The sequence below is a fragment of the Aliiroseovarius conchicola genome, assembly GCF_041403445.1.
In the GTDB taxonomy this organism is placed as follows: domain Bacteria; phylum Pseudomonadota; class Alphaproteobacteria; order Rhodobacterales; family Rhodobacteraceae; genus Aliiroseovarius; species Aliiroseovarius conchicola.
Genome location: NZ_JBGEHL010000003.1, coordinates 273,720 through 299,526, shown reverse-complemented (window position 1 = coordinate 299,526; position 25,807 = coordinate 273,720). Strand labels below are relative to the sequence as shown.

The 25,807-nt window shown below is 56.0% G+C and carries 28 protein-coding genes; 21 read left to right on the top strand and 7 right to left on the bottom strand.

Annotated features, from left to right (window positions below):
• Positions 1-67: 67 nt before the first annotated feature.
• Positions 68-616: a molybdenum cofactor biosynthesis protein B gene (moaB, locus tag V6N04_RS07145; RefSeq protein ID WP_371169454.1), complete on the bottom strand. Its 549-nt coding sequence runs from the start codon at positions 614-616 to the stop codon at positions 68-70.
• A gap of 59 nt (positions 617-675) precedes the next feature.
• Positions 676-1,485: a uracil-DNA glycosylase gene (locus V6N04_RS07140; RefSeq protein WP_371169453.1), complete on the bottom strand. Its 810-nt coding sequence runs from the start codon at positions 1,483-1,485 to the stop codon at positions 676-678.
• Positions 1,486-1,603: 118 nt separating this feature from the next.
• On the opposite strand from V6N04_RS07140, the gene V6N04_RS07135 reads away from it, so the two are divergent.
• The 6 genes from V6N04_RS07135 to V6N04_RS07110 are packed head-to-tail and all read left to right on the top strand — an operon-like array spanning position 1,604 to position 5,884.
• Positions 1,604-2,566 carry an aspartate carbamoyltransferase catalytic subunit gene (locus tag V6N04_RS07135; protein WP_371169452.1) on the top strand — a complete coding sequence of 321 codons (963 nt, stop codon included), beginning with the start codon at positions 1,604-1,606 and terminating at the stop codon, positions 2,564-2,566.
• Complete coding sequence (locus V6N04_RS07130; protein ID WP_371169451.1) at positions 2,559-3,014, top strand: hypothetical protein; 456 nt, start codon at positions 2,559-2,561, stop codon at positions 3,012-3,014. Before V6N04_RS07135 ends, V6N04_RS07130 begins: the two co-directional genes overlap by 8 nt.
• Complete coding sequence (locus V6N04_RS07125; protein WP_371169450.1) at positions 3,011-3,565, top strand: aspartate carbamoyltransferase catalytic subunit; 555 nt, start codon at positions 3,011-3,013, stop codon at positions 3,563-3,565. Before V6N04_RS07130 ends, V6N04_RS07125 begins: the two co-directional genes overlap by 4 nt.
• A complete protein-coding gene (pyrC, locus tag V6N04_RS07120; RefSeq protein WP_371169449.1) occupies positions 3,562-4,833 on the top strand; it encodes a dihydroorotase in 1,272 nt (423 codons plus the stop codon). The genes V6N04_RS07125 and pyrC overlap by 4 nt, the downstream gene beginning before the upstream one ends.
• On the top strand, positions 4,826-5,434 hold the full coding sequence (plsY, locus tag V6N04_RS07115) for a glycerol-3-phosphate 1-O-acyltransferase PlsY (protein WP_371169448.1): 609 nt from the start codon (positions 4,826-4,828) through the stop codon (positions 5,432-5,434). The genes pyrC and plsY overlap by 8 nt, the downstream gene beginning before the upstream one ends.
• A gap of 18 nt (positions 5,435-5,452) precedes the next feature.
• Positions 5,453-5,884: a DUF805 domain-containing protein gene (locus tag V6N04_RS07110; protein ID WP_371169447.1), complete on the top strand. Its 432-nt coding sequence runs from the start codon at positions 5,453-5,455 to the stop codon at positions 5,882-5,884.
• 3 nt (positions 5,885-5,887) lie between these two features.
• On the opposite strand, the gene V6N04_RS07105 is transcribed toward V6N04_RS07110, so the two are convergent.
• Complete coding sequence (locus tag V6N04_RS07105; protein WP_371169446.1) at positions 5,888-6,142, bottom strand: DUF167 domain-containing protein; 255 nt, start codon at positions 6,140-6,142, stop codon at positions 5,888-5,890.
• 73 nt (positions 6,143-6,215) lie between these two features.
• Here V6N04_RS07105 and V6N04_RS07100 point away from each other — a divergent pair, with 73 nt between their 5' ends.
• The 6 genes from V6N04_RS07100 (at position 6,216) to V6N04_RS07075 (ending at position 10,758) form a co-directional block, all read left to right on the top strand.
• On the top strand, positions 6,216-7,328 hold the full coding sequence (locus V6N04_RS07100; RefSeq protein WP_371169445.1) for a class II histone deacetylase: 1,113 nt from the start codon (positions 6,216-6,218) through the stop codon (positions 7,326-7,328).
• A 99-nt stretch (positions 7,329-7,427) separates the two neighbouring features.
• The gene (locus V6N04_RS07095) at positions 7,428-8,006 is read left to right on the top strand and encodes a nitroreductase family protein (protein WP_371169444.1); all 579 of its coding nucleotides are present in this window, start codon (positions 7,428-7,430) and stop codon (positions 8,004-8,006) included.
• Entirely contained in the window at positions 8,003-8,692 is a 690-nt protein-coding gene (locus V6N04_RS07090) for an EI24 domain-containing protein (protein WP_371169443.1), read from the top strand. The genes V6N04_RS07095 and V6N04_RS07090 overlap by 4 nt, the downstream gene beginning before the upstream one ends.
• An 86-nt stretch (positions 8,693-8,778) precedes the next feature.
• A complete protein-coding gene (locus tag V6N04_RS07085) occupies positions 8,779-9,414 on the top strand; it encodes a sigma-70 family RNA polymerase sigma factor (protein WP_371169442.1) in 636 nt (211 codons plus the stop codon).
• The gene (locus tag V6N04_RS07080) at positions 9,411-10,046 is read left to right on the top strand and encodes a ChrR family anti-sigma-E factor (protein ID WP_371169441.1); all 636 of its coding nucleotides are present in this window, start codon (positions 9,411-9,413) and stop codon (positions 10,044-10,046) included. Before V6N04_RS07085 ends, V6N04_RS07080 begins: the two co-directional genes overlap by 4 nt.
• Positions 10,047-10,242: 196 nt before the next feature.
• A complete protein-coding gene (locus V6N04_RS07075; protein ID WP_371169440.1) occupies positions 10,243-10,758 on the top strand; it encodes a fasciclin domain-containing protein in 516 nt (171 codons plus the stop codon).
• 90 nt (positions 10,759-10,848) lie between these two features.
• On the opposite strand, the gene V6N04_RS07070 is transcribed toward V6N04_RS07075, so the two are convergent.
• Together V6N04_RS07070 and V6N04_RS07065 are read right to left on the bottom strand one after the other, a co-directional pair.
• A complete protein-coding gene (locus V6N04_RS07070) occupies positions 10,849-11,574 on the bottom strand; it encodes an SDR family NAD(P)-dependent oxidoreductase (RefSeq protein WP_371169439.1) in 726 nt (241 codons plus the stop codon).
• Positions 11,571-12,344, bottom strand: coding sequence for a DUF1365 domain-containing protein (locus V6N04_RS07065; RefSeq protein ID WP_371169438.1), 774 nt, complete (start codon positions 12,342-12,344; stop codon positions 11,571-11,573). Before V6N04_RS07065 ends, V6N04_RS07070 begins: the two co-directional genes overlap by 4 nt.
• A gap of 170 nt (positions 12,345-12,514) precedes the next feature.
• Here V6N04_RS07065 and V6N04_RS07060 point away from each other — a divergent pair, with 170 nt between their 5' ends.
• From V6N04_RS07060 to V6N04_RS07035, 6 genes are all read left to right on the top strand, one after another.
• The gene (locus V6N04_RS07060) at positions 12,515-13,846 is read left to right on the top strand and encodes an NAD(P)/FAD-dependent oxidoreductase (protein ID WP_371169437.1); all 1,332 of its coding nucleotides are present in this window, start codon (positions 12,515-12,517) and stop codon (positions 13,844-13,846) included.
• A complete protein-coding gene (locus tag V6N04_RS07055) occupies positions 13,797-14,960 on the top strand; it encodes a class I SAM-dependent methyltransferase (protein ID WP_371169436.1) in 1,164 nt (387 codons plus the stop codon). The genes V6N04_RS07060 and V6N04_RS07055 overlap by 50 nt, the downstream gene beginning before the upstream one ends.
• Complete coding sequence (locus V6N04_RS07050) at positions 14,947-15,468, top strand: hypothetical protein (RefSeq protein ID WP_371169435.1); 522 nt, start codon at positions 14,947-14,949, stop codon at positions 15,466-15,468. Before V6N04_RS07055 ends, V6N04_RS07050 begins: the two co-directional genes overlap by 14 nt.
• Positions 15,469-16,695 carry an MFS transporter gene (locus tag V6N04_RS07045; protein ID WP_371169434.1) on the top strand — a complete coding sequence of 409 codons (1,227 nt, stop codon included), beginning with the start codon at positions 15,469-15,471 and terminating at the stop codon, positions 16,693-16,695.
• Positions 16,692-17,261, top strand: a complete 570-nt coding sequence (locus V6N04_RS07040; RefSeq protein ID WP_371169433.1) for a DUF3833 domain-containing protein — start codon at positions 16,692-16,694, stop codon at positions 17,259-17,261. Before V6N04_RS07045 ends, V6N04_RS07040 begins: the two co-directional genes overlap by 4 nt.
• 114 nt (positions 17,262-17,375) lie before the next feature.
• Complete coding sequence (locus tag V6N04_RS07035; protein WP_371169432.1) at positions 17,376-18,356, top strand: glutathione S-transferase family protein; 981 nt, start codon at positions 17,376-17,378, stop codon at positions 18,354-18,356.
• A 6-nt stretch (positions 18,357-18,362) separates the two neighbouring features.
• Here the strand turns inward: V6N04_RS07035 and V6N04_RS07030 are convergent, their stop codons facing one another.
• Entirely contained in the window at positions 18,363-18,821 is a 459-nt protein-coding gene (locus V6N04_RS07030; protein WP_371169431.1) for an Lrp/AsnC family transcriptional regulator, read from the bottom strand.
• A 114-nt stretch (positions 18,822-18,935) separates the two neighbouring features.
• Here V6N04_RS07030 and V6N04_RS07025 point away from each other — a divergent pair, with 114 nt between their 5' ends.
• Entirely contained in the window at positions 18,936-20,144 is a 1,209-nt protein-coding gene (locus V6N04_RS07025; protein WP_371169430.1) for a methionine gamma-lyase, read from the top strand.
• Between the two features lie 3 nt (positions 20,145-20,147).
• On the opposite strand, the gene V6N04_RS07020 is transcribed toward V6N04_RS07025, so the two are convergent.
• Positions 20,148-20,615: an Lrp/AsnC family transcriptional regulator gene (locus V6N04_RS07020; RefSeq protein WP_371169429.1), complete on the bottom strand. Its 468-nt coding sequence runs from the start codon at positions 20,613-20,615 to the stop codon at positions 20,148-20,150.
• Between the two features lie 149 nt (positions 20,616-20,764).
• Between V6N04_RS07020 and V6N04_RS07015 the strand changes: the two genes are divergently transcribed.
• Entirely contained in the window at positions 20,765-23,143 is a 2,379-nt protein-coding gene (locus V6N04_RS07015; RefSeq protein ID WP_371169428.1) for a transketolase, read from the top strand.
• Between the two features lie 715 nt (positions 23,144-23,858).
• On the top strand, positions 23,859-25,787 hold the full coding sequence (locus V6N04_RS07010) for a GtrA family protein (RefSeq protein WP_371169427.1): 1,929 nt from the start codon (positions 23,859-23,861) through the stop codon (positions 25,785-25,787).
• Positions 25,788-25,807 lie beyond the last annotated feature (20 nt).

The window sequence follows — 25,807 nt, the reverse complement described above, 5'->3', positions numbered from 1 at the left end:
GCGTACAGTCACAGTTCCGGCAAGACATTCGGCGACAGAATGGTTACGCGTTATACGGATGGACGGATCATTTCCGTCGCTTGTGTTCGTCCAATCGTGGAAATATTTCGACGAAGTTGCATGGGTGGTGGCGGTAGTCTAGCTGAGCTTCCAGAATGTCGTCCCATGCGTCTTTGCATGCGCCCGGGCTGCCGGGTAGGGCAAACAGATATGTTCCGTTCGCAACGCCACCGGTTGCCCGGCTCTGCACCGCTGATGTGCCAATCTTTTTCATCGAGACCATGGTGAAGACGGTGCCAAACGCCTCGATTTCTTTCTCATAGACATCCCTGTGTGCCTCGACCGAGATGTCGCGCCCAGTCAACCCTGTGCCGCCAGTGGAAATTACCACGTCAATTTCTGGGTCGAGGGTCCAAGCCCTCAGTTGATCGGCAATCTCACCACGTTCGTCGCGGATGATTTTGCGATCCGCCAATTCGTGCCCAGCATTTTCCAAACGCGCAACCAACGTGTCACCGGACCGGTCATCGTCCAGCTTGCGGGTGTCAGAGACTGTTAGAATGGCGATGCGGACGGGAATAAATTCGCGTTTGGTGTCGGCGGGGATATGGGACATTATGTGTCTTTCGTCGTTTTAGAAAGCAGCAAAGGAACGTTAGATTGGTAATGGTTCGATCACGCGTTATCTCGCAGTTTCGACTGTATCTCCAAAAGGTCGGTCCACGCCTCGCGTTTTGCCGCCGGATTTCTGAGTAAATAGGCCGGGTGGGTCATTGGCATAGCGGGTTTGCCCCAACCCTGATCCCAGTTGCCGCGCATCCGCAAAATGCCTTTGCGTCCCAAGACGGCCAAACAGGGTGTGTTGCCCATCAAAACCAGAAGTTCTGGCGCGACCAATTGCACGTGACGTTCAAGAAACGGCACCATCATTGCCATTTCCTCGGGCGATGGGTCGCGATTGCTGGGTGGGCGCCACGGCATCACGTTGGTGATGTAGACAGAATCCTTTGACATTGTCGCGTCGCGCCCCATGCCGATGGCTGCAAACATCTTGTCCAAAAGCTGCCCTGCACGACCGACGAAGGGCTTACCTTCGATATCCTCGTCACGGCCCGGGGCTTCGCCGATGATCATAACACGCGCGGCGGGATTGCCGTCTGCGATCACCGTGTTGCGTGCTCCTTTCTTTAATTCGCAGCCATCAAACGCTTTGATCGCGGCTTTCAAGCCATCAAGGTCCTTTGCCCCAGCCGCCGCTTGCTTGGCCAAAGCGACATAGTCGATCTGCGGTACGACCGCAGGCGGCGTTGGCGCCGCGCGATTAGGCGCATCGACCTTGGCCTGAGCAGGTTTCTCGGCCTTTGGCTTTGTTGGTTCCAACGCATACCGGTCCACTGGCGTGTCACCGATCGCGTCCACCGCGCCCAGTTCAATGTGCCACTCCAAAAGCGCCTTCGCGCTATGCCAGTCTTGTCCCGATTCCATGACCCGTAGCCTATGCGTGACCGGCCTGAAGGTAAACGCCTGACACGGTGTGGTCACAAGGGATGGACGTAGCCTTCACCCGATCTTATAAGCGCTTGGAAACAGGACGGAGGCCCGTATGACATTCCGCCAACGCCATCTTCTGGGGATTGAACCACTTCACCCTGAGGAGATTAAATCCGTTCTTGATCTAGCAGACAGTTATGTGGACCTGAATAGGTCGGCGCAAAAGCGGTCTGACGTCCTTGCCGGGCTTACCCAAATCAACATGTTTTTCGAGAACTCGACCCGCACACAGGCGTCGTTCGAGATCGCTGGAAAGCGCTTGGGTGCTGATGTGATGAACATGGCGATGCAAGCGAGCTCAATCAAAAAAGGTGAGACGCTGATTGATACAGCCCTGACGCTGAATGCGATGCACCCTGATCTGCTGGTCGTGCGCCATCCGCATTCCGGGGCTGTGAACCTGCTGGCCGAGAAAGTGAATTGTGCAGTGTTGAACGCCGGCGACGGCAAACATGAGCATCCCACGCAGGCGTTGTTGGATGCGCTGACCATTCGGCGAGAGAAGGGGCGGCTGCACCGCCTGACCGTCGCGATCTGTGGCGACATCGCCCACAGTCGTGTCGCGCGGTCGAACCTGATCCTTTTGGGGAAAATGGAAAACCGCGTCCGTCTTGTTGGTCCGCCCACGCTGATGCCCAGCCAGATCGATCAGTTTGGGGTCGAGGTTTATGACGACATGGAGGAAGGTCTGAAAGACGCCGATGTCGTCATGATGTTGCGCCTTCAGCGTGAACGCATGGATGGCGGGTTCATCCCATCGGAACGTGAATACTATCACCGGTTTGGGCTGGACGCAGAAAAGTTGGCGCACGCGAAGGATGATGCCATCGTCATGCACCCGGGTCCAATGAACCGCGGGGTCGAGATCGACGGCACCATCGCCGACGACATCAACCGGTCGGTCATTCAGGAACAAGTCGAAATGGGCGTCGCTGTGCGAATGGCCGCTATGGACTTGTTGGCGCGCAATTTGAAGGCAGAGCGAGAGAACACGCCGGAGGGCGTCTATGTCTGAGATCCAGTTGGAACCCCGGTTGGAGGATCAGAAAGCACCCGACCTTGAACCGGGTGAGCAGCTATTAGAGAGCTTCTCGGGTAATCTTCGAACCTATGTGAAAGAACATGTACTTCTCGCTGCATTGGGATCGGTGCTAATGTCAGGCATCCTGATATTCATGGGCAACCCACACGCGTGGACGGGGGTGGTTGGCGCCGTTGCGGCCATTGCTGTACGCGGACTTTATGTGGCCAAAGAGCAGCTTGGGTTTACGTGGTATCTGACCAACATACGTGTGATTGGACCCGGTGATCGCTCGATCGTGCTGGAAAATATCGACAAGGTGAACGTGATCTTCACCGCCGCCCAAATCGTCACCCGCACGGGCGACAAATACATGCTGAAATATCAAGCAGACGCGAAAGCGACGCAGACCGCGATAGGCAAAGCGCGGGGCCGCGCATGACGGATCAACGCCATTCATCTGCTTGGGCCGGTATTCTGGAGCCCGGCGAAAGTATCATCTGGCAAGGCCACCCTCGGCGCGAGTTTGTTTTGGCGGACATAAAACTGTCGGCTCTTGTGTTTGGATTTGTGTTTGTCGGATTTTCAACGGCGTGGATGATTGTTGCCTCGCGCGAAGGCGGATTTATCTGGATGTTTGGCCTGATCTTTACGGGTTTAGGTTTGCGTTTGATTTACCGAAACGCGCTTGAACCAACCGTCCGCCGATACAAAACCCACTACACATTGACCAATCGACGCGCGTTCATAGCGACAAACATGCCTTTCGAACGCCGCAAGCTCGCCAGCTATCCGATTGACGACATGACGACCTTCACCCTTGGCCTCGAAGCGTCCCCTTCGGTGTATTTCGACACTGAAAGGCAACGAAGCGGCGTGACCGATATCAGAACTGAAAGTCAGGAAGGTTTCATGTTTATCGATGATGGCGAACGGGTCTATCAAATGATCCGCGATATTCAGACCGGCGCGCAGGCAGGAGAATTTCAATGACCACAACCTTCACCAATGCCCGTCTGATAGACCCAGAGGCTGGCACCGATGCGCTGGGTAGCCTGACCATCGAAGATGGCGTGATTGCGGGTGTGAACACGGGTGAAACGGGTGACATCATTGATTGTGGCGGGAAATATCTTGCCCCCGGCATTGTGGACATCGGGGTTAAGATCGGTGAGCCCGGCGAACGCCACAAAGAAAGCTTCCGCACGGCTGGGCAGGCGGCCGCTGCTGGTGGCGTGACCACGATGGTCATTCGCCCCGATACAACGCCTGCGGTCGACACGCCCGAGACTTTGGCCTTTGTTGCGCGCCGCGCGTCGCAGGTTGCCCCCGTGAACGTGCATTCGATGGGTGCGCTGACCAAGGCCCGCGACGGTCGCGAGATGGTCGAGATGGGGTTTATGCTGGACGCGGGTGCCGTTGCCTTCACGGATTGCGATCACGTTGTCACAAACAACAAGGTCTATTCGCGGGCCATGACATATGCCCGTTCGCTTGGCGCTTTGATCATCGGACACCCGCAGGATCCGGTGTTGTCGAAAGGGGCGGCAGTGACCTCGGGCAAGTTTGCGTCATTGCGCGGCCTACCCGCTGTCAGCCCAATGGCCGAGCGGATGGGGCTGGAGCGCGACCTTGCATTAGTTGAGATGACGGGTGTTGCCTATCACGCCGACAGCCTGTCCACCGCGAAATCGTTGTCCGCGCTGGAACGGGCCAAGGCCTCGGGTCTTGATGTGACCGCTGGTGTGAACATCCACCACCTGACACTGAACGAATTTGACGTGGGCGATTACCGCACCTTTTTTAAGGTTAAGCCGCCGCTGCGCTCGGAAGACGATCGGCTTGCGATGGTCGAGGCTGTCGCATCGGGCCTGATCGATGTTATTTCATCCATGCACACACCGCAGGATGAAGAAAGCAAACGCCTGCCCTTCGAAGAGGCTGCTTCGGGTGCTGTGGCGCTGGAAACTCTTTTGCCCGCCGCGATGCGACTGGTCCATGCCGGACTGATCGATCTGCCCGCACTTTGGCGGGCGCTGTCCCTCCATCCAGCGCGTCGCTTTGGTTTGCCGGGTGGAGAGCTTACCCAAGGCACACCTGCTGATCTGGTCCTGCTCGATCCTGATGCTCCTTTCGTGCTGGACCGGTTCAAACTGACTTCCAAATCCAAGAACACGCCCTTTGACGGAGCCCGGATGCAGGGTCGCGTGCTGGGCACTTGGGTTGCGGGCGAACGCGTTTATGGAGGTGGCGATGCCTGAGTTTGTGACTTCTCCTATGATCTTAGTCCTCGTCGCCATTGTGGGCTATCTGTTGGGCTCGGTGCCCTTCGGCATCGTGATGGCCCGGCTCTTCGGACTGGGTGACTTGCGCCAGATCGGGTCCGGCAATATTGGCGCGACCAATGTGCTGCGTACCGGAAGCAAACCCGCCGCATTTCTGACCCTGATCGGGGACGCGGGTAAAGGTGGTGCCGCCGTGCTGATCGCGCGGGCTTTGTTTGCCGAGGATGCCGCCCAAATCGCGGGCTTTGCGGCCTTTTTGGGCCATTGCTTCCCTATTTACCTTGGGTTCAAGGGTGGCAAAGGTGTGGCGACTTGGTTGGGCACGATGCTGGCGTTGGCCTTCCCGCTGGGGCTTGCGGCCTGTGCGACATGGTTGGTCACTGCGTTGATCTTCCGCATCTCGTCCCTTGCGGCGCTGGTTGCGGCTGCATTGTCGCCCGTTGTGGCACTTTTGCTAGGATTGCCTCAACTGGTGTTGTTGTCCATCGCGCTTGCGCTGTTGATTTTCTTTCGCCATCGCGCAAACATTAGCCGACTGATTGCCGGGGATGAACCTCGCATTGCGTTAAAAAAATGACCTGAAAAGGGGACAGATATGAGTTTTATGGAGTCCATTCGGACCTGTTTATCAAAGTATGTTGATTTTACCGGTCGCGCTGCGCGGAGCGAATTTTGGTTCTTCGCCCTGTTCACGACACTTGGAAGCATCGTGCTTGGCATCGTAGATACGGTGATCTTCGGCGCAGGCAACGATTTTTCACCGCTCAGTTCGATCTTCAGCCTTGCAGTGCTTCTGCCGAGCCTAGCTGTTGCCGCTCGCCGTCTGCACGATATCGATCGTACTGCATGGTGGCTACTGTTGGTGCTGGTGCCGATCGTTGGCTGGCTGGTGCTTCTGTACTTCCACGTCCTGAAGGGCACCGATGGTCCCAACCGCTTTGGAAACGACCCGTTGGGTGGTGCCGGGCACGGTGGCATGGATGATGGAGATTATGCTGCATCATCGATCCCACGTTCGGGCAGTTAAACCCTAGTCGATCTGAATAACTTTATCTCGCGATGTCGCGCCTTGTGTCAAAACGAGGCGCGATTTTGCTATCCCAAGGACGTTGGACAGCAACTTCACGACGGCCTTGTTGGCTTTCCCATCCTCGGGGGCGGTGGTGATATAGATGCGAAGCTTGCCCTCCCGTTCTTCAATCGCGTTACGCGTGGCTTTGGGCGTCACCTTTACGCTTAGGCTGGCCCCCGAAACAGCCAAATGAGAAAGTGCACCTTTTTTCATACGCGCAGACTTTCCAAAAGGGCTGGACGATGCAAACGCTCTGGACCAATTTGGCGATAAAGGAGAGCACATCATGCGCAAGACGGGATTTTTCTGGGACGAAAAGTGTTTTTGGCATTCGGGCGGGAATTATGCGGGCAATCTGCCGGTTGGTGGGTTGGTGCAGCCCTTGGCTGCCGGCGGCTTGCCGGAAAATCCCGAGACCAAGCGGCGGCTGAAAAACCTGATGGATGTGACGGGGCTGACGGGCGCGCTGGATGCTAGAACAGCGCCCGAGGCCGACCGTGAAACGCTGTCACGCGTGCATCCTGCGGCGTTTCTGGACGAATTTCAGCGCACTTCGGATGCCGGCGGTGGTGAGCTTGGTTTGCGCACTCCGTTTGGGCAGGGAGGCTATGAAATCGCAGCTCTGTCAGCGGGTCTGTCTGTAGGCGCTCTCGAGGCCGTTCTAAAAGGCGAAGTCGACAACGCCTACGCCTTGTCGCGCCCTCCCGGTCATCACTGTTTACCCGATTTTCCAAATGGGTTCTGCCTCTTGGCCAACCTTGCCATCGCGATCCGAAATGCGCAGGCTAAGGGGCTTGCGAAACGGTTCGTCGTGCTTGATTGGGATGTGCACCACGGCAATGGGACCGAGGCGATCTTTATCGACGACGCGGATGTGCTGACGATCTCGATCCATCAGGAGCGAAACTATCCGATTGATACCGGTGATGCTGACGTCCGTGGAGACGGCGCGGGGCAGGGTGCGAACATGAACATCCCACTACCGCCCGGTGGTGGCCATGCAACCTATCTTGAAGCGATGGAGAGGTTGGTGTTACCGGCCATTCGTGCCCATGAACCCGAGGTGATCGTGATCGCCAATGGCTATGACGCGGCGTTGATTGATCCCTTGTCCTGCATGCTCGCTACGGCCGATACGTTTCGCCAAATGACTCGAATGGTGGTCGAATTGGCGGACGAATTGTGCGCTGGGCGGCTGATGATGGCGCATGAAGGCGGCTATTCCGAGGTCTATGTTCCGTTCTGCGGCCATGCCGTGTTGGAGGAGATGTCGGGCGTGAATATTCAGGCGCCAGATCCTTTGGCGGAAACTTATGCGGCCCGCCAACCCAATCAGAAAGCAGAAGCGTTCTTTTCATCCCAACTGACAGAGCTTGCAGATTTCTTCGATGTAAAGTGAGTTAACATCTTGACCTCCGCGGCCTGAGACACGACATAACCCAAAGCCAACCGTCTTTGCGGCGGTCAAGCAAGTTGATGCTTACTAAAGGACACACATATGCCTGACCGCAACCAAGCCGCACTTGATTTCCTGCTCACCCGCCGCTCGCGCCCCGCAAAAACGCTTACTGGTCCGGGACCTGATCTAGATACGCTCGAGGTGATGTTGACTGCGGCGGCCCGTACGCCTGATCACGGAAAACTAGAACCTTGGCGCTTCGTCGTGCTGGGGAAACCGGCTCTGACGCGGGCGCATGCACTTGTTTCCGAACGCGGAGCAGCGCTGGGCTACGATGCGGCCAAGATTGAAAAAGAGCAGCTGGCCTATGACCGTAGCCCCTTGGCCGTGGTCGTCGTAGAAAGCCCGGTAGCTTCTGAGAAAGTGCCGATGATCGAGCAAACCTACTCGGCCGGGGCGGTTTGTCTGGCGCTTTTGAATGCCGCGCTGGCGTCTGGCTGGGGGGCAAACTGGTTGTCCGGCTGGGCAAGTTTCGACCGAGGCTTTGTGCGTGACGCTTTTGGTCTTGAGGATCACGAGGTCGTCGCTGGCATCATCCATATCGGCACCGAGACTGTGGCCCCGCCCGAGCGCCCGCGCCCGGATATGAACGCCATCACCACATGGATAGACGTATGATATTTGATGATTTCTTCCGCTCGGTCGGACAGCTTTCAGACCCGCGTTTCCGCAACGTACTGCTGAAAGGTCTGGCATTGACCATTGGCCTGCTGATCGCCGTTACGATCGCCATGACGTGGCTGGTTGGCTTTCTGGTGCCCGACACGCTGAGCCTGCCGTTTATCGGTGAGGTCACTTGGGTTGACGGCATTGCCGGGTGGGCGGCGTTTCTGGTGATGATGGTTCTGTCAGTGGTCCTGATGGTACCGGTCGCTGGTGCGTTCACAGGCATTTTTCTGGATGAGGTCGCAGACGCCGTCGAAGAGCGTCATTACCCCGAACTTGCCCCCGCACCGCATGTGCCGATGGGGGAAACGATCCGCGACAGCATTGGGTTTCTTGGTGTCATCGTTGGAGTCAACTTGATCGCACTTATCTTGTTTTTCTTCGTGGGACCGTTCGCGCCGATGCTGTTTTGGGTGGTGAACGGGTACCTGCTGGGGCGTGAGTATTTCCAGATGGCGGCTATGCGACGTGTGGGCCGGACGCAGGCCAAGCAACTTCGTTCGCGCCACAACCTGCAAATCTGGACCGCAGGGACGCTGATGGCCATCCCACTGTCGATCCCATTTGTGAACCTGCTGATCCCAATCCTTGGCGCGGCCACATTCACGCATTTGTTTCACCGGATCGCTGGTCGTTAAAACTATTCCGCTCTGCCTTTTCAGGCCGCAGTAAGAAATTTCGCACTGAATGTGATCCGCTTTACATAACGCCTCGTAATGAGGTTATGTTGACACTAGATCTTGAACCTCCGAGCACCCGGCCGACAGCGCCACCCGTGCTTCGTCACAAAGGAAAACCGGTGTCCCAGACCAAGTCAGAAGTTTCTGAGCAAACGGTTTGGATGCTCGCGGTGAGGGACAATCGCGATCGGGATGCATTCTGTGCATTGTTCGATCATTTCGCGCCGCGCCTGAAAGGGTTCATAATGCGGTCGGGCTGCGCGGCCCATCAGGCGGAAGAGATTGTTCAAGACGTGATGTTGACGGTCTGGCGCAAGGCGGCGTTGTTTGATCCCCATCGTGCGCAAGTGTCGGCGTGGGTGTATCAGATCGCGCGCAACCGCCACATCGATATTGTGCGTAAGGAAGGTCGCCCGCTGCCAGACGAGTTGGCAGAAGATCCGGGGGCCGAACCTGACGCAAGCCAAATACTTGGCGTAGAACAAGAAGCTGGCAAGTTAAGAAAAGCGCTCACGTCGCTCAAACCAGAGCAACGCGAGATCATCGAGAAGGCCTATATGGGCGAGCTGACCCATCAAGAGATCAGTACCCAGATGGGCCTGCCACTCGGAACAATCAAATCCCGTATTCGGCTGGGGCTGGAACGGTTGAGACACGAGCTAAAGGGAATGCGAGAATGACCGCAATTACCCATCATATCCCGGACGCCATTTTGGCGGCCTATGCGTCAGGTAACTTGTCGCATCCCTACGCGTTTGCCGTGGCCAGCCATGTGTCACTTTGTGATGACTGCCGCGCGGCTTTGGAAGCACACCAAAATATTGGCGGCGCGGTGCTGGATGGAACGGACGCCGTTGCTGTATCGGGTGATCTGAAAGCGGCCTTGCTGGCGCAGCTTGATGCGCCTGTGAAAGAAAAACCCGTTTATCGGCGGCAAGGCATCTATCCCCGTCCGGTCGTCGAAGCACTGAAAGGACGGGAGCCGAAGTGGAGGCCCGTTGGAATGGGTGTTCGCCAGACGATCCTGTCCTCAAGCGATGCCGGGACTGTGCGCTTGCTTTATATCCCGCCGGGGCAGGCGGTGCCTGATCATGGGCATAACGGGATGGAGATGACCTTGGTGCTACAGGGCAGCTTTACCGATGAAACCGGTTCTTTCGGTGTCGGTGATATTGAGATTGCGGATGAGGATCTGGATCATACACCCATTGCGGATCAGGGCGAGGCTTGCATTTGCCTTGCAGCCACCGACGCGCCCCTGAGGTTTCGAGCGTTTATGCCACGACTTTTGCAGCCATTTTTTCGGATCTAAACCACCCCTCACGCATACGAATTTGTGGATGCCAAGAACCAGTGCGTTGCGCTGGTTCTTTCTTTTTTATCAGCTAGTTAAGTGTAATCACTCACGATTTCGTGAGGTGGTGAACCAGAGTGAAAACCGCCCCGTACTCCTTGCATAGGTACGACTTAAACTTCGGGCATGTCGCCCACCAACAAGGAGAAAAATTATGAAAACCACAATTAAATCTGTGATCGCCGCACTCGCACTGACAGTGTCTGCAAACGCCACGCAAGCCGACAACATTGTCGAGATTGCAGCCGCCGACGAACGCTTCTCGACGCTCGTAGCTGCCGTTGGTGCTGCTGGTCTGGCCGAGACTTTGTCTGGTCCTGGCCCCTTCACCGTATATGCGCCGGTGAACGATGCATTCGCTGCCCTGCCCGAGGGCACAGTCGAGACTCTTCTGAAGCCAGAAAACAAGGGTCAACTGACCGACGTGCTGCTGTATCACGTTGATGACCGTAAGCTGACTGCAGGTATGATTCCCTCGGGATCGAACTACTTCAAGCCTGCCCTGACAAGTGCGCGTCTTTGCATCTCGAAGGGGTCGGACGGGGTCATGATTGCTGATGGGACCGGCGAAATGGCAAATGTCGTGATCGCGGATATCATGGCGGATAACGGCGTAATCCATGTTGTCGACAAGGTGTTGTTGCCGGGTAATCGCCCCGCTTGCCACTGATCCCTTAACGATCATTGAAATGGAAATGCCGCCCACGTCGGGCGGCATTATTTGTTGGAAAGGTCAGGATAGTATGATCACCGCCGATCCCTATTTCCCGCGATAGACGATCCAATCGGGTAGGTATTCCAGTACACGCATCATCCAAGAAAACGGAGCGGGGAAATCGGTACGGAAACGGCGACGCCCCATGGCCTTCAGTACGCGCCTCGAAGCGTCCTCTGCAGTCATCAGCATGGGCATTTTGAAGCTGTTTTTCTGTGTTAAGCGCGTCTTGATGAAGCCCGGATTGATCAGGCGAACGACCACACCTGTATCTTTCAAATCGAACCGCATGGTTTCGGCCAGGCTGACAAGCGCGGCCTTGCTGGCGCTGTATCCAATCGCCGAAGGCAGGCCGCGATAGCCTGCTAGTGACCCAATGAGAGTGATGTCACCCCGGTTGCGGCCGACCATTGTCGGCACGACCTCACCCAACACGCGCATCGCGCCCATGAAGTTGACTTCGCACATTGTCAGCGCGGCCTGGCTGTTCCATTTCGTGGCGGGCATGGGGTCGTAGGCACCGGCGATATAGACAACACCGTCGATTTCTCCGACCTCGTCGGTCGCATGTTGAACTTGCGTCATGTCGCTTACGTCGAACGCGACAACGCGCGCGTCTGACAGCTCCTGCGACAGGCTTTCCAGTCGCTCGGCATTGCGGGCCGAGATGACGAGCCGCGCGCCTTCACGGTCCAGATCACGGGCAAGCGCACGGCCCAGTCCTTCGCTTGCGCCGATCAGCCAATAGGTTTTCCCGGTGAACGTCGTCATACGTCGTTTCCACGATAGGTCTGGCTGTCCGAAATAAGCGGCTCCGGGGGTTCTGGCTTGCGCCTGAACGGCGCGCGTTTGGAATACAGGATCAGCGCCTGCCAGTAGATCAACGCCACAACACGGGCGGCGCCAAACGGACGACGTAGCGCGGCCCACGCAAGCGATCTGTTACTGGCCACGCGACGCGGTCCAGCGAGCGTCGCAAGCACGCCTTCGCAGTCGTTTTGATATAGAATGCGGATGTCTACATGTTCCGAGGTCAGGTCGAAGTTGAAAAGGTAACGCCCTTCTACTTTCTGGAAAGGAGAAACATGCATCAGTTTGATCGCCGAGATCTTGTCGGCCTTCTGGATCGGTCTGAAATCATCATGCGCGCAGAAATAACAATGCCGGTGCCCGAAGGTGTTGTTCACTTCCGCAACAAACGCGCGAGGAGTTCCGTCTCTCATCGCGATCCAAAAGCTGACCGGATTGAAGTGAAACCACAGAAAGTTGGGCTGGGTGAGCAGCCAAAGTTGATGATCGTCTGGATCCATCCCGCGTTCGCGCAAGACCTCTTTGAACCAATTGACGCCGCTTCCGGTTCCACGTGGCCCGCCATGATGTTTGTCCCACAGTGACCAAAGGTTGAATCGATTGCGTGAGAACAGGCTCAGCTGTGCGTCCTGCGACAGGTCGCACAGCACGAAATCCACGCCATATGTGAACGAGTTTTTCAACGTTCCGCGACGGGCGTGCAGCGTCTTGGCCTGAATGTGATCTATCATAGTGTCCCTATTACGCATGAAGCGCAGGTTTGGATCACGTCATTTCCGCATCTCGGTTGATTTTTCCCGGGCTCGCCCCAGCCGGCAAGCCCAAATTTTTGCTAGCTTTTTTTGATCCGGGCCGATCTGGTCACCGTAATCAGCCCATGTAGTTCAGGAAAGAGACCTTTATGCTTGACCAACAACGGGGCCAACGACGGAAAATCGCCATCGTAGGGGCGGGAATATCCGGGCTTTCGGCGGCCTATTATCTGTCGGCAAACCATGACGTTACGATCTACGAGGCAGCGCCCCGTTTGGGTGGTCATGCACGTACGGTAATGGCGGGTAAAAATGGGGATCAACCCGTTGATACAGGGTTCATTGTCTTCAACTATGTGACCTATCCCAACCTGACACGCCTCTTTCGGGAGTTGGACGTTCCTGTAACCAAAAGCGAGATGAGCTTTGGCGCCAGCATCGACGATGGCTGGCTGGAATACGGCCTGAACAACCTAAAATGCATCACCGCGCAGAAGCGAAACCTTTTGCGTCCTAAGTTTTACAAGATGATCGCGGATATCGTCCGGTTCGGTAAGCGCGCTGAAGACGCCGCTCAGGATGATGACAAAACCATCGGAGAGTTGGTGGATGAGCTGCGCTTGGGCGAATGGTTTCGCAACAACTACCTGATGCCTATGTGTGGTGCGATTTGGTCCACACCGGTGGATGAGGTCGATCAGTTTCCCGCAAAATCTTTGGTCCGGTTCTTCCGCAACCACGCGCTTCTTGCTGGTTTGGGCGAGCATCAGTGGTGGACAGTGAAAGGCGGAAGCATCGAATACGTTAACCGGCTTGAGGCCGCGTTGCGCGCGCGCGATGTGGATATTCGCACAAGTGCCCCAGTGACGGACGTCGCGCGGATGTCTTATGGCGTCACCGTGCGGACGGACACCACAGAAGACAAAGGCTATGATGACATCATTCTGGCCTGCCACTCTGATCAGGCGCTGGCGATGCTTGGCGATGACGCGACCGAGCTTGAAACCAACGCGCTGGGGGCCATCCGTTATCAGCCCAACAAGGCGGTGCTGCACTGCGATCCCGGCCAGATGCCCAAGCGCCGCGCCTGCTGGTCTAGTTGGGCCTATCGGTCTCAGGGTGGGGATATCGGCGTAACGTATTGGATGAACAAACTTCAGAACATCCCGGAAAGCGATCCGCTTTTCGTGACCTTGAACCCGTCATCAGAGATTGCAGCAGATAAGATTTACGACGAGGTAGAATTTGCCCATCCGGTGTTCGACAAGCCTGCGCTGCGAGCTCAACAAGAGCTGCGTGCGATGCAGGGTATGAACCGCACTTGGTATGCAGGCGCTTATCACCGCCACGGGTTCCACGAAGACGGCATCGCCAGCGCCATGCGCATTGTGCAGATGCTTAACAAAGACCAGCCAACAAGAGGTACCGACATTGCGATTGACGAACAAAGCCCTGAAGTCGGAGTTTCTGTCCACCTGTGAACGTCTGCAGGAGGGGCAGCTGACCTTGCGCACCCCAGAAGGCGACACCTATCACTTTGGCGCATCCGGCCCCGAGGCCGAGATGCAGATCAACGACTGGGCAGCCGTGTCTGCAATGGCCGCGCATGGTCAAGTTGGGCTGGGCGAAACTTATGTGCAAGGTATGTGGGATACGCCTTCAGTCGAGGGGTTGATGTCCATCGCTATGCGCAACCGCGACCATTTGGGGTCGTATGATCAAGCCAGTGTCTTCAATCGGGCAAAATTCCGTCTGGTCGATACCATGCTGCGGGCCAATTCTCGGCGTGGATCACGTAAGAACATCCGGTCGCACTACGATGTCGGAAACGAATTTTATCAGCTTTGGCTGGACGATGGGATGACCTATTCCTCGGGCATCTTTACCGAAGATAGCGACGATCTGTCTGATGCTCAGACCCAGAAAAACACCCGCGCTTTGTCGCGGCTGGGGTCTGGTGATCGGGTGCTTGAAATTGGTTGCGGATGGGGCGGTTTTGCAGAACATGCCACGCGTCGGGGGCGTGACGTCACCGGCGTCACGATCTCGCGCAACCAGCACAGCTATGCGGAATGTCGCCTTGACGGACAGGCGGACATTCAACTGCGCGACTATCGCGATATCGACGAGCGCTTCGACAACATCGTCTCGATCGAAATGATCGAGGCCGTGGGCGAGCGCTACTGGCCCAGCTACTTCGATGTATTGAAACGCAGCCTTGCCGAGGGTGGGCGGGTGCTTTTGCAAGCGATCACCGTTAAAGACAGCTTCTTTGAGACCTACAAAACGTCGTCCGATTATATCCGCCAGTATGTGTTTCCCGGTGGGATGCTGTTGTCGGATCAAGTGATCAAGGACCAGGCCGGTCGGGCAGGGCTGGCCGTTCAGGACAGTTTTGCCTTCGGTCAGGACTATGCGAAGACCTGCCGCATCTGGGCCCAGCGGTTTGAAGCGCAAAGGCGTAAGATATCCGAAATAGGCTACGGCCAGGCGTTCCAGCGCAATTGGCAATACTATCTCGAGATCTGCGCAGCGTCATTCGCCGTTGGCCACACAAATGTTGTGCAGGTGGAACTGGCCCATGCCCATGCGTAGTTTGGTCTTGATCCTACTGATTGCCGTCGCGTCGTTTCTGGCTCCGACCAAGCCCGCGAACGCGCAATCCAACGTGGTGTCGGGCGCGCTACCGGGGGCCGAACTTCGCGGTAATGCCGTGTTGCGGTTTCTTGGGATACCCCTTTATCAGGCCCGGCTGTTCACCGTTGGAGGCGCGCCTTTCAATTGGGCCGACGACTTCGCTTTGGAGCTGACCTACAAGCGCAATCTGACACAGTATGATCTGGTCGAGGCCACAATGCGCGAATTCAAACGCACCGGCGGACGCATCCCGGTCGATGCGCAGTTAAACACCTGCTTCAAAGCGGTGAACAAAGGCGACAGCTATCTTGCTGTGACCAATGGGACTGACAAGATTGATTTCTGGCGCAATGGCGCGCGCACCTGCACGCTTAGATATCCGCAGATCAAAAGCCGATTCATGGGTATTTTTCTGGGCGACAACACGCGTTCGAAATCCTTCACGCGCACGCTCAAGGGTCAGTAGATGCTCTATCCCCGCGTCAGTCTTTATGCCTTGATGTTGGCGGCGGCTGGTATTCCGCTCTATATTCATTTGCCCCGGTTTGCCTCGGTCAATCTGGGAATTGGCTTGGGATTGATCGGGACAATTCTGCTTTTGATCCGATTGGTCGATCTGGTTCAGGACCCACTTCTGGGCTGGGCCATCGACCGCTGGCCGCGCGCGCAGGGGCTCTTTGCCGTTCTTGCGGCCCTTGGGCTTGTCATAGGGTTTCCGATCCTGTTTTCGCTTGCTCCCGGACCGCAGGCGACGATCGCTTTGGTGTTGGTTCTGGTAGTGCTTTTTTCGGCCTACAGCCTTGGTATGATCCTTCTTTACGGGCGCAGCGCGACACTTGCCAAAGAACCGAATGATAAAGAGCTGATGACCCTTGCTGCCTACCGTGAGGGCGGGATGTTGGCAGGTGTGGTCATCGCGGCGATTGCGCCGGGGGTGTTTTTAGCACTTGGATCAGGGGGGCTGGGATATCCGGCCTACGGATTGTTTTTGGGGGCGGTTGCATTTGTGGCTGTCGTCCTGAGTTTTCCAATCTGGCGCCGCACCCCCATTCTGGGAGATCCACTAAGCTTTGCAGCCCTGACCAAAGCAGGCGCGATACGGCTTTTGATCCTCGCGCTGGTCAATTCAATGCCAGTCGCGATCACCTCGACCCTGTTTCTGTTTTTTGTCGAAGATCGGCTGCAACTGCCGGGAAAAGCAGGGCCTCTGCTGATCCTGTTTTTCCTTTGCGCGGGTCTGTCGGTACCGTTCTGGACACGACTCAGCCAGCGCTTGGGGCCGAAAACAGTTCTGGTGGTCGCCATGCCGCTGACCATTGCAGGCTTTGTCGGCGCAGCCTTTCTTGCGCCCGGCAACCTGGTTGGCTTTGCGATTATCTGCATTGCTTCGGGTGCCGCGCTCGGCGCTGATATGGTCGTGCTTCCGGCGATGTTTTCGGTTGTGCTGACCCGTGCTGGGCTGTCCGCTTCGACCGCATTTGGCATCTGGTCTTTCGCGACCAAACTGGGCCTTGCCCTTGCCGCCTTCACCGTTCTGCCGGTGTTGGAGCGAAGCGGCTTTCAACCCGGGCAATCCAACACACCGCAGGCGCTTGAAACTCTCAACATCGCGTATGCGATCGTTCCCTGTATACTGAAACTCTGCGCCTTCGCCCTTGTTTTGGCGCTTCCGACCGAGGACCGTCACCCATGAAACTCATCTCGTTGATCTTGCTGCTGATATTGGCTGCCATCTTCGCCAAAACCGTGCTTCTAAGCTTTCGCGCCCAGAGCCCGGACGATTATGCCGACACGACGCCACTCTTTTCACTTAAGGAGCATCTGAACGGTCGTTTTGCATCGGAGGGCTTAATCTTTGGCCCTAATGGGAAAATGACCAACAGTTTCGTGGCCGAGATGGTTGGTGAATGGGAAGGCAGCACGGGAACACTTAGCGAGAAATTCACCTACTCCAACGGGCGCGAACAAAACCGGAAATGGTTCCTGAAACTTGGCAATGGCAATACTTTCACAGCGACAGCCGATGACATTGTCGGCGAGGCGCAGGGCACTATGTCAGGTTCGACCGTATCGATGAAATACACCATAGTTTTGCCAGAAGAGGCCGGTGGTCACACGCTCACGGCCACGGATTGGCTGTATCTGACCCAAGATGGGGTCATCATGAACAAATCCGAGATGAGGAAGTTCGGGGTGAAGGTCGCCGAGTTGGTCGCCACGATGCGGCCATTAGGTGACGAGGCGCTGGCGTCAGACTGAGGATGTGGACCCACTGCGGTACAGTATCGAACTTGTGAACGGCACTCGCGGAACTGCGCCTTGGTCTTTTCGCTCAAACCCCTATCTTAGCGGAAACCAAAAAGGACGGGACGCATGGGACTTTTGCAAAACGGTGAATGGGTCGACCAATGGTACGACACGAAATCAAGCGGTGGGCGGTTTGTCCGCAAAGCGCCGCAGTTTCGCAACTGGATCACCGCGGATGGGTCCGCCGGGCCAAGCGGAGTTGCAGGGTTCAAAGCTGAACCTGATCGCTATCATCTCTATGTCTCGCTCGCCTGCCCATGGGCGCATCGCACCCTGATTTTTCGGGCACTCAAAGGGCTTGAGGAAATGATCCCGATCTCCGTGGTGCATTGGTACATGGCGGAAAATGGTTGGACCTTTCAACCGGGTGAGGGGACCATTCCTGACGCTGTAAACGGGTCTGAATTCATGTACCAAGTCTATACCGCAGCGCAGCCGGATTATTCCGGGCGTGTCACGGTTCCAGTGCTGTGGGACAAGCAAGAACAAACGATTGTGTCGAATGAATCACCCGAGATCATTCGAATGTTCAATTCAGCCTTCGACGGGATTGGTGCGACGCCGGGCGACTATTACCCCGAACCCTTGCGCGCCGAGATCGACGCGCTGAATGACCGCATCTATGACACCGTGAACAATGGGGTCTACAAGGCGGGCTTTGCCACGACGCAAGAGGCATACGAAGAGGCGGTTGTCCCACTGTTTGATACGCTGGATGATCTTGAGGCTCGGCTGTCTAAGACGCGATACCTGACAGGCAAAACCATCACCGAGGCAGATTGGCGCCTGTTCACAACGCTGGTGCGGTTCGATCCGGTCTATGTCGGCCACTTCAAGTGCAACCTGCGCCGCATTGCCGATTATCCAAACCTGTCTGGCTATGTCCGCGATCTGTATCAGCAGCCCGGCATCGCAGAGACGGTCGATATGGCGCATATCAAGAACCATTACTATGCCAGTCATGAAAGCATTAACCCCAGTCGCGTCGTGCCCAAGGGTCCCGACATCGACTTCAATGCGCCGCATGATCGGGCGAGACTGGGATAACTGGCCTTAATCAACCATCGGGAATACGGCTGTCTTTTTGACTGTGCCGTAAACAAAGCTCGTATCGATCGAAGCGATGCCGCCAATCGGGTGGATGCGATTGCGAATGAAGTCCTCATACGCATCAAGGTCCGAGACCACGACACGTAGCTGATAGTCAGTCGCACCAGTCAGGACATGGCACTCCAACACTTCGTCGATGGATAGGATGCGCCGTTCAAACTGCTGCACGTCCTCTTCGTTGTGCCGCTCCAACCGGATGCGGACAAACACGGTTATGGGCAAACCATAGCTTGCCGCGTCTGCTTCCACTGCGAAGCCGCGAATGGCCCCGGAGCTTTCCAAATTACGCAACCGGCGCAAACAAGGCGATGGCGACAGATTCACGGCGTCCGCCAAATCTTGATTGGTCATACGCCCGTTCTGCTGCAATGCGCGGATAATCTGGCGGTCCTTGCTGTCCACTTGCACCTCTATTGGCAGTATATGCTAATATTTATCCTAAAAGTGGCAGATTTCGCAATCTATGGAAAGCCGGAACTTGGCATAGTTCATGCGACACCCAGATAGGAGCTTGCTATGTCCGCCAACTCATCCACAGGTTTTGCCACGCGCGCCATTCACCATGCCTATGACCCGCAAGACCATGAAGGCGCGTTGACACCGCCTTTGCACCTAACCTCGACATTTGCATTCGAGACGGCAGAAGCAGGGGGCGAAATGTTTGCCGGTGACCGTGCAGGCCACATATATTCGCGCATCTCTAACCCGACTTGCGATCTGTTAGAGCAACGCATCGCGACGCTGGAAGGGGCCGAAGCCGGGCTTGCCTTGTCGTCGGGCATGGGTGCGATCACAGCGACTTTGTGGACGCTGTTGTCCCCGGGTGACGAGGTGATCGTGGACAAAACGCTTTATGGCTGCACATTCGCGTTCATGCAGCATGGGTTGGCCAAATGGGGCGTGACGATCACCCATGTCGACATGACTGACCCGGAGAATCTGCGCGCTATAATCAACGAAAAGACCCGTGTGGTGTATTTCGAAACTCCCGCAAATCCAAACATGAGGTTGGTCGATATTTCCGCAGTGTCGAACATCGCACATGAAAAAGGTGCGACAGTTGTGGTCGACAACACCTATGCCACACCCTACCTCACCCGCCCGATTGAGCATGGTGCCGATATCGTCGTTCATTCCGCCACCAAGTACCTAGGCGGCCATGGTGATGTCGTAGCGGGGCTGCTGGTTGGGTCATTGGAGCAGGTCAGCGAAATTCGCCTTGTCGGGATGAAAGACATGACAGGTGCTGTCATGGCTCCTTTCAACGCGATGCTGATTTTGCGCGGCCTTAAGACGCTTGCTTTGCGAATGGATCGTCATTGTGCCTCGGCACTGAGTGTGGCCCGTTGGTTGGAGGCACATCCAGTTGTGAAATCAGTGTCGTTTCCGGGGCTAGAGGGTGGTGCTCAATTTGACGTAGCCAGACGGCAAATGGACAAACCGGGCGCGATGATCGCGTTTGAAGTCGAGGGCGGGATTGCCGGTGGTATCGCAATGATGAACCGTTTGTCCTTGATCCAACGTGCCGTTTCATTGGGTGATGCCGAGACGTTAATCCAACACCCGGCATCGATGACGCATTCGACATATACCCCCGAGGAACGAGCGGAACACGGCATTTCAGATGGACTGATCCGTTTGTCAGTCGGATTGGAAGAAGTCGAGGATATTCTTGCAGACCTTGATGCGGCGCTGACGTCCACCGTTGCGCACGCGGCCGAATAAGTTTCAGGGCGTGCGCGCGTATCCGGCTTTGACACGACGGATTGGGATTGATGACTGGATCGAGGCCACGCCTTCAACTTTGGTTAGCTTGCCGACAAGAAAGGCTTCGAAATCGCGCAAACCGGTGGTGGCAATGCGCATCAAATAGTCCCGATCACCGGTCATCAGCCAACAATCCACGACCTCGGGAAACGACGTAATTGCATCTTCAAACCGCACCAAAGCGTCATCGACCTGCCGATCAAGTTGAACCGACACGAAAACGGAGACGTCAAACCCCAAAGCCGCCTCATCAATGCGCGCGCCATAACCTGTGATCACGCCTGCTTCCTCAAGCCGTTTTACGCGTCGCGCTGTTGGGGTGGGGCTTAAGCCGATGTGCTCGCTTAGCTCTTGAACCGAGATGCGACCTTCGAATCCCAGTCGGCGCAGTATCTGAACATCAAATGGATCAAGTTGAAGGGCATCCACTATAAAATCTCCTAATTTTGGTGGTATCCACCACAAACCGCCGAGATTGGATCATAGAACGCCGAGATGCCGCAAGGCAATCCTGCTATCATAAACACCTGCCCGCGCGCGTGCGTGATTGAGGCAACTGCCAAGACCGAGGACAAAGAATGACTGCTCATGCGATTGCCGATATCGATCAGTTAAAGACCATTGAGCAACGTCTGTTGTGGCTATCTCATTGGATGATCCACCATGCCAACCACGTCCGCCCGAAGGTGGATGGGATTAAAATCGGTGGGCATCAGGCATCCTCGGCGTCGATGGTGTCGATCATGACAGCCCTGTATTTCAGCGCGCTGAAACCTGAAGACCGGGTTGCCGTGAAACCACATGCCAGCCCGGTTTTTCATGCGATGCAATACCTGATGGGCAATCAAACCCGCGAGAAGATGGAGAACTTTCGGGGCTTTGGTGGTGTCCAAAGCTATCCGAGCCGCACCAAGGATATTGATGATGTGGATTTCTCGACCGGGTCTGTTGGGCTGGGCGTTGCAATCACGTCTTTTGCGTCTTTGATACAAGACTACATCGCCGCCAAGCCTTGGGGCAAAGATGCACCCATGGGACGGATGGTGGCGCTGGTCGGCGATGCAGAACTGGATGAGGGCAACATCTATGAATGTCTGCAAGAGGGTTGGAAAAACGATCTGCGCAACACGTGGTGGATCATCGACTACAATCGCCAATCGCTTGACGGAATTGTGCGCGAGGGCCTTTTTGAGCGGGTTGAGAAAATCTTCGATGCGTTCGGTTGGGATGTGGTGCGGGTGAAGCACGGCACGCTACAACGTGCCGCGTTTGAAGAACCCGGAGGGGAAAGGCTGCGTAACTGGATCGATGCGTGCCCAAATGCTGAATACTCCGCGCTGACCTATATGGGTGGGGCCGTCTGGCGCAAACGATTGATGGAAGATCTGGGCGATCAAGGCGACGTCTCGGCCCTGATTGATCGCCGCTCAGACGATGAATTGGCCGCGTTGATGGAGAACCTTGGCGGCAATTGCGTGGAAACCATGGCCGAGACGTTCGCGGCCATTGACCACGATCGCCCCACTTGTTTTCTGGCCTATACGATCAAAGGCTGGGGCACACCGATTGCCGGACACAAGGACAATCATGGGGGGTTGATGAACAAGACCCAGTTTGCCGAATGGCAGACCCATATGGGGGTGGCACAGGGCGATGAATGGGAACCGCTGGCTTCGGTCGATGACGTGGGTGCCGTGAAGACATTCCTGTCCCAAGTTCCGTTCTTTGCCCAAGGAACGCGCCGGTTCTCAGATGAGAAACTGGAGGTGCCGGCTGTTGACATTGCAAGTGACCGAGAGATCTCGACCCAGATGGCATTCGGAAAAGTGCTGGACGATTTATCCAAGGGCGACAGCGACCTTGCGTCCCGGATTGTCACAACATCACCAGACGTCACGGGCACCACAAACCTTGGGCCTTGGGTGAATCGTCGCAAGTTGTTTGCCCGGACCGCTCAGGCCGATGCCTTCATCGAACACCGTATCCCGTCGACTGCCAAATGGGAGTTCACGCCAGAAGGGCAACATATCGAGCTGGGCATTGCTGAAATGAACCTGATGTTGCTTTTGGGCGCTGCGGGTCTGTCACACAGCCTGTTCGGCAAACGGCTGGTCCCGGTTGGCACCGTGTATGATCCGTTTGTCTGTCGCGGCCTCGATGCGTTGAACTATGCGTGCTATCAGGATGCGCGGTTCTTGCTGGTTGGCACGCCATCGGGCGTGACACTGGCCCCCGAAGGCGGTGCGCACCAGTCCATCGGGACGCCTCTGATCGGTATGTCTCAAGACGGGTTGGCGGCGTTTGAGCCCGCCTTCGCAGACGAGCTTGCGGTGATCATGGAGTGGGCGTTCGACTATCTACAGCGCGATGGCGAAGGCGACCCGGATGAACGCACCTGGTTGCGCGACGAAACGGGCGGAAGCGTCTATCTGCGCCTGACCACCAATCCTGTGGAGCAACCCGGAAAACGCGTGGATGAGGACTTTCGACAGGGGGCTGTCGATGGGGCCTATTGGCTCCGCAAACCCGGTGCGAACTGTGAGGTAGTGATTGCTTACCAAGGCTCGGTCGGACCAGAGGCAATCAAGGCGGCTGGCATGATCGGCGAGGGACGGCGCGACATTGGTGTGCTAGCGGTTACCTCTGTGGACCGCCTGAACGCTGGCTGGACCGCCGCTCAACGTGCCCGCGCGCGTGGGAACGACAAAGCGCAATCCCATATCGAACGTCTGATGCAAACCCTGCCGCGCCATTGCAAGCTTATCACCGTGATCGACGGCCACCCAGCGACACTGTCTTGGTTGGGAAGTGTCATGGGCCATCAGACGATCCCATTGGGCGTGGAGCATTTTGGCCAAACCGGTACGATTGGCGATCTGTATCGACATCATGGGATTGATGCGGACGCTATTGTTGCAAAAGTACGAGGTTTGTCGTCAGGAAAGCCTATCCATTAGAGCGTGGCGTGGGCGCCGCGCTTTCGCGCAGTCGCCTAGGATAGCGAACCCTAGGATTAGCGAACGGTGACGACGGGACGCGATCGAACCATTCTTGCGCGGCGTAAGAGCCACGCAAAGGGATCGCTGTCTAATTTGTCATGTCATGCGCGGTGCCATAATCAAAAAAACTTGTGCGCGCCCGGGCTGGCTTGTCTAACGATGCGCTGATCTAGCGCGCGGCCTGTGACAACGGACGTAATATGGCCTTGCAAGGGCAATTTGGACAGGTCGATGTTTTTGACGATGACGAAGCCGCGCGCAATGATGCGACTGGCAGGCCGGTCGTAACACTGTGTTTGGGCACTCCCGAAGGCCCAACCATTTGACGGCAGTATTTATGTTCTGATCGAGTTGTTCGATGGGTTGGAGCAATCCGAGCCGGATGCTGTTTCGCACAAGACGCAAGCTGCAAGGTTTGGGTCGATGAAAAGATCTTGGTGACCGTGCCCGTTTTTCGCTCCTTTGTTCCAACCACAAGAAAGCACATCATCACTATTGGCGTGATACAAGTGCAAGTCACGGCACGGTTGCCCAGAAGGCTGTCATGAAGGTAGTCTATGGCAGTGACTTTGACACTTTGGCCTTACCACTTACCATTGCTGCTCGTCGATCAAGAAGGTTACACCTAGCAACGCGCAAGATTAGAATATGCCACCAGTTTTGGTTAAGCAGCATGATGGGCAGTATCTACGGGACCGAGCAACTCAATATCGAGCGCGCCCGATCGCCATTTGACGTCGTATTGGAAGAGGCCAGAACCTTGTTCGAGAAATTACTTCGTGTCGTCGGTGTCGGGGGTGTGGCGACATTGCTTCATGTGATCACGGCAACCTTGGTACATCGTCTTTTGGGCACGGCCGATCTGGGGGCAAATTTCATCGGATTTTGCAGCTCGGTTATGGTATCCTATCTTGGCCATTCTCGGCTTACCTTTGCCGTCACGCCCGATTATGAGAAGTGTCTGCCCAGACTTGTCTTCGTGTCCCTGTTGGGGCTAGTCGCCAGCAGCCTGATTGTCTGGTTCGTCGGTGTGATTGGAGGCGGAAGCTTTTTTGTCGCCATGGTTGCCGTTGCGTTGCTTTTGCCTCTAACGAACTTTCTGGCCCTTCGGTTTTGGGTGTTCACGCACAATTCGTCGCCTTTCCTTCCGTCTTGGCCGATGGTTGCTATCACTCTCGGCGCAGCGTTTGTGGTTATGACAACCTATTGGAACTGGCCGATCAACCAGGATACGGCTTGGTACCTGGTCGCAACGCGTAAGATGCTTGGGGGCGCGCGGCTCTATGTTGACGTAGCTGACGTTAACCCGCCGTTGATCTTCTATCTGACGACACCAGCACTGCTGATCGCGGACGCGCTGCACATCAGCGACTCCAATGGGCAATATCTGGCCCTTGTCCTTTTGTACATGCTCAGCCTGCTCTGGACCGGTGCGGTGCTGCGCCGTTCGGTCGACATTGGGCCTATGCGCAGGTTGGTATTCTTTGGAATTATGACTGCGATATATATATTGCCCTCTGCGGTGCAGATCGGGCAGCGAGAGCATTTGCTGATATTGTTCCTGTCGCCGTGGGTGGTCGGCCATTTGTCGGGTTCCTTCCGTCCGCAACCGATCCCTAGAAGTATGTTTGCCGCCGTCGGGATGTGCATCAAACCAATCTTCCTGATCTTCCCAATCGCATTCGTATCGTGGGACATCATACGAACAAGATCAATCAGGCCACTTTTCTCTCCCAGCTACCTATCCATGCTACTCATAGCGGTGATCTACGTCGTGTTCACGGTGGCCCGACACCCGGAGTACTTGAATGAACTTGTACCGACGACTGGCCAGGTCTTCGGCGCTTACAAACTGCCGCTTCTCGATATTATGAGGGGGCATTATATGTCGTTGTCCATCGGGATGTTGGCTCTTATTCCGACGCTGGTTCGCGGCTCGGTCGGTGCGGCGGTTTTTGGGCTGGCCACTTTGGCCGCTTTGATCAGTTTCTTGGTTCAAAGCACCGGGTTTGGATATCATCTTTTCCCCTACTTCACATACGCTCTATTGGCTGGTGCGTGGTTTATCCTGACGAGTACCCACCTTTCTATTAGGCTCGTCATCTCGGCCATCGCCTGTGCGCTCCTCTTGTCGACGCTCTACTCGCGGGGCAAGTACGACAATGCTGCGACCAACGAAGTGGTCAGAGTGGCCAACGAGTTTGGTCCAATAAACCGATTGTTTGCAGCATCGACGATACTCGACCCCGGTGTGCCTGCTGCTTTGCGGCTGGGGATAGAGTGGACGAGCCGCTACCCGAGCAATTGGCTATATCCAGGGGCGCTGAGTGCCTTGGAACGAACCGATTGCATAACCGAGCCCGAGCGGTGTCAGGAACTCACCTCAATCGTCGACAAAAATCGGATCGCCAATCTTCAGGACATCGACCGCTACGAACCGGACTTGATTGTGATTGACCGGTCGGCGACCGGCACTCACATAAATCCGCTTTCGTGGCTGAACTACATGTCTGCGACCCCCGGGTTTGCTGAGGTCATGGAGGATTATACTTTGGTGAAATCGACCGCAGGTATGGATTATTATCTTCGCAATGATGGCTGAGCGGGCTGCGGTCAAACGTG

Bases quoted from the DNA above. Each gene is read 5' to 3' on its own strand.
- moaB (WP_371169454.1), bottom strand. From the start codon at position 616: ATGTCCCATATCCCCGCCGACACCAAACGCGAATTTATTCCCGTCCGC.
- V6N04_RS07140 (WP_371169453.1), bottom strand. From the start codon at position 1,485: ATGGAATCGGGACAAGACTGGCATAGCGCGAAGGCGCTTTTGGAGTGG.
- V6N04_RS07135 (WP_371169452.1), top strand. From the start codon at position 1,604: ATGACATTCCGCCAACGCCATCTTCTGGGGATTGAACCACTTCACCCT.
- V6N04_RS07130 (WP_371169451.1), top strand. From the start codon at position 2,559: ATGTCTGAGATCCAGTTGGAACCCCGGTTGGAGGATCAGAAAGCACCC.
- V6N04_RS07125 (WP_371169450.1), top strand. From the start codon at position 3,011: ATGACGGATCAACGCCATTCATCTGCTTGGGCCGGTATTCTGGAGCCC.
- pyrC (WP_371169449.1), top strand. From the start codon at position 3,562: ATGACCACAACCTTCACCAATGCCCGTCTGATAGACCCAGAGGCTGGC.
- plsY (WP_371169448.1), top strand. From the start codon at position 4,826: ATGCCTGAGTTTGTGACTTCTCCTATGATCTTAGTCCTCGTCGCCATT.
- V6N04_RS07110 (WP_371169447.1), top strand. From the start codon at position 5,453: ATGAGTTTTATGGAGTCCATTCGGACCTGTTTATCAAAGTATGTTGAT.
- V6N04_RS07105 (WP_371169446.1), bottom strand. From the start codon at position 6,142: ATGAAAAAAGGTGCACTTTCTCATTTGGCTGTTTCGGGGGCCAGCCTA.
- V6N04_RS07100 (WP_371169445.1), top strand. From the start codon at position 6,216: ATGCGCAAGACGGGATTTTTCTGGGACGAAAAGTGTTTTTGGCATTCG.
- V6N04_RS07095 (WP_371169444.1), top strand. From the start codon at position 7,428: ATGCCTGACCGCAACCAAGCCGCACTTGATTTCCTGCTCACCCGCCGC.
- V6N04_RS07090 (WP_371169443.1), top strand. From the start codon at position 8,003: ATGATATTTGATGATTTCTTCCGCTCGGTCGGACAGCTTTCAGACCCG.
- V6N04_RS07085 (WP_371169442.1), top strand. From the start codon at position 8,779: ATGTTGACACTAGATCTTGAACCTCCGAGCACCCGGCCGACAGCGCCA.
- V6N04_RS07080 (WP_371169441.1), top strand. From the start codon at position 9,411: ATGACCGCAATTACCCATCATATCCCGGACGCCATTTTGGCGGCCTAT.
- V6N04_RS07075 (WP_371169440.1), top strand. From the start codon at position 10,243: ATGAAAACCACAATTAAATCTGTGATCGCCGCACTCGCACTGACAGTG.
- V6N04_RS07070 (WP_371169439.1), bottom strand. From the start codon at position 11,574: ATGACGACGTTCACCGGGAAAACCTATTGGCTGATCGGCGCAAGCGAA.
- V6N04_RS07065 (WP_371169438.1), bottom strand. From the start codon at position 12,344: ATGATAGATCACATTCAGGCCAAGACGCTGCACGCCCGTCGCGGAACG.
- V6N04_RS07060 (WP_371169437.1), top strand. From the start codon at position 12,515: ATGCTTGACCAACAACGGGGCCAACGACGGAAAATCGCCATCGTAGGG.
- V6N04_RS07050 (WP_371169435.1), top strand. From the start codon at position 14,947: ATGCCCATGCGTAGTTTGGTCTTGATCCTACTGATTGCCGTCGCGTCG.
- V6N04_RS07045 (WP_371169434.1), top strand. From the start codon at position 15,469: ATGCTCTATCCCCGCGTCAGTCTTTATGCCTTGATGTTGGCGGCGGCT.
- V6N04_RS07040 (WP_371169433.1), top strand. From the start codon at position 16,692: ATGAAACTCATCTCGTTGATCTTGCTGCTGATATTGGCTGCCATCTTC.
- V6N04_RS07035 (WP_371169432.1), top strand. From the start codon at position 17,376: ATGGGACTTTTGCAAAACGGTGAATGGGTCGACCAATGGTACGACACG.
- V6N04_RS07025 (WP_371169430.1), top strand. From the start codon at position 18,936: ATGTCCGCCAACTCATCCACAGGTTTTGCCACGCGCGCCATTCACCAT.
- V6N04_RS07015 (WP_371169428.1), top strand. From the start codon at position 20,765: ATGACTGCTCATGCGATTGCCGATATCGATCAGTTAAAGACCATTGAG.
- V6N04_RS07010 (WP_371169427.1), top strand. From the start codon at position 23,859: ATGATGGGCAGTATCTACGGGACCGAGCAACTCAATATCGAGCGCGCC.